At 41.5% G+C, this 2306-nt stretch carries 2 protein-coding genes and 1 pseudogene; all 3 read right to left on the bottom strand.

Features of this window, described 5'->3' with window-relative positions; translation table 11 throughout:
- Positions 1-474 (bottom strand): annotated as a pseudogene (locus tag PX484_RS25990) (IS607 family transposase); the annotation flags it as partial.
- Positions 475-568: 94 nt separating this feature from the next.
- Positions 569-931 carry an ArsR/SmtB family transcription factor gene (locus tag PX484_RS09470; RefSeq protein ID WP_004268370.1) on the bottom strand — a complete coding sequence of 121 codons (363 nt, stop codon included), beginning with the start codon at positions 929-931 and terminating at the stop codon, positions 569-571.
- Between the two features lie 197 nt (positions 932-1128).
- The gene (locus PX484_RS09465) at positions 1129-2139 is read right to left on the bottom strand and encodes a DUF6398 domain-containing protein (RefSeq protein ID WP_288103605.1); all 1011 of its coding nucleotides are present in this window, start codon (positions 2137-2139) and stop codon (positions 1129-1131) included.
- Positions 2140-2306: the final 167 nt, after the last annotated feature.

The raw sequence follows: 2306 nt of genomic DNA, 5'->3' as shown, positions 1-2306 counted from the left end.
TGTACTGTCTTCAGTTCGATTGATAATGACAACTTCAGTTCCGAATTGCTCACACAGACTAAAGATTAGTTCACTACCAAATCTAAGTAATCTATCCTTATGAGTTAAGACCAATCTCTCTACTTTACTATCAACAATCAATCAAATTAATCGCTTTAATCCTTTTTTGTTGTAGTTAAGTCCTGAACCTAAGTCGTCTATAATTTCAACTTGCCAACCGTTTTAAGCGCAAAACAATTCGACAACTTCTTTTTGACGTTCTAAATCTTTCTTTTGATCATGACTAGAAACGCGACAATAGCCAACAGTATAGGAAAGATTCTCTTTTACTCCAAGCAACTGAGAGACGGTATAACGACGATGCCCGTTAGCAGTTCTTTCTGGTATTAGTTTACCTTCAGACTCCCAACGTCTTAATGTCGATACGCTTACACCTTTTAATTTAGCCGCTTCTGATCTGGTCAACCTACTCATAAAACTATTGTAGCATAGTCATGAGTAATTTTGGATAGTATTAGTTAGGTTTTTGGTTTCTGTGATTAACCCCAGCAACAAACTTTTTCGGACCCTATTTAGGGAGATGGAAAGCCGGCAGACTCTCGAATTCTCTGGCCCGTTGACGCATTTGCTGACTAATGCGATCGCAAACCACCTTACAGAGATCATAGATCACGGGGTCGGTAATTTGATAGTAAACGCTGACTCCTTGGGGTTGCCGCGAGATAATTCCCGATTGGGTTAAAGCTTTCAGGTGTTTGGAGAGATTGGCTTGACCCAGTCCGGTAGCTTCAGCGATTTCTTTACCATTCATTGCGCCTAATTGCAAGCAACTGAGAATCTGTAGGCGACTGACTTCCGACAGGACTTTGAAATAGTCCGCCACCGAAGCGAGGACGACGCTAGAGGTTTGGGGGGAGAAACTGTCTAACATAGGTGGGTAATAAAGTGACCAGTTAAAAAGGCTGACAATAGGTTATCGTTTAAAACTTTATAACTATTGACTACTATAGTTTAACTGGAGAGGTAACTAGAGTCTAGTCGGCAAGATCGATCGAGATTGGGTCATTCAGGAATCTACTGCTGCAAGAGTGCCTCCTAACTCCATCAACAGACTTTTTGCGGCAAACCCTAACTATAACCGAGCATGGTAGTGATTAACTTCCGGACTGTAGTGCTAGGATGGTTCTCCAAATTGCTTGGTAAAGCCCATTCTGAGTCAAGATAGGACATCTTCAGTAAATCTCTCACTTGTTTTGATTTAGCTTGTCCTGTACTTTGAGCAACCCCAAAAGCTTTATAAAGTTCTGTGGCTGAAATGTGGGGATTTTGACTAGGATCGAAGAGAAAATTGACCATTCCTAGGGCGTGAGTAATGCCGGCAGCCCAGGAATTAGCCTTACCTTTTTCTAGGGGAGAGGGACGCTTGCGAGCTAAAGTTGCGGTTAATTGGCGAATAAGTTGGGCGTATTCTTCATTAAGATATTGAGCGGCAAATTTATCGGTAATATCGATAATTTCTTGATATTTGGCCTGCATTGCCTTGGGAACATTTTCCGATTTAGGAACAACTGGAGGCGTTTGTTTCAATATTGCTGCCGCTTGCTGTTTGGCGCGTTGTTCGGCATTATATTTTTCTTGAAAAGCTGTTAAACCCTCCTGACTGCTGATATCAAAACCCTGCTGATGCGCTTGTAACAGGAGATTTTTCATAAAACCGCCACTGCTGGGATTGTTCATCAGTTGACTAAAGCGATCGCCTAATTGCTCTAAATATTTAATAATAGCCTTAGCCTGAGTTAATTTATATTCTCGTCCCAGAAATTGCCAAAAACTAATTAATTCAGGGATAGCATCTTCCGTTTCCGTCGGATCGAGGACAGTAATTTTGCGTGGTAAAATCTTCTCCATTAAGATTTGCACATCTGCCTTAGTCATGGTAGCAAGGGTATAACCTTCATAGAGATAGCCCAACTCGATAAAGCTGGCAATCCAACCACCACCTTCTTGTTTTTCTTGATAATAGGCCTCTCCCTCTGGCGAATTGATATATTCTTCGATCGCTCCAGTAATATAATCTTCTAATAAGGGTTCGGCTTCATCGTAGTCTAAATTATCTAATTGTCGGATATTAAAAGTCATAACTCTAGTTTTCCTCCCAGGCTTTCCTTTAATTTTAGGGGATTAGCTGACCGACAGCCAAACTGACGCTAAAATAGTCTTTGCTGTCCGGGGTTGTTGCTTGCTCCTGACGGTGGTTGTAACCGGTAACTGAACATGACTTCGATTCGTCAACTGCATCAACAACT

Origin of the sequence: Microcystis sp. M49636_WE2, from assembly GCF_030065375.1 — a bacterium.
Classification (GTDB): Bacteria; Cyanobacteriota; Cyanobacteriia; order Cyanobacteriales; family Microcystaceae; genus Microcystis; species Microcystis aeruginosa_C.
Note: the sequence above shows the minus strand (reverse complement) of the source record. Positions and strands in the feature narration are given on the sequence as shown.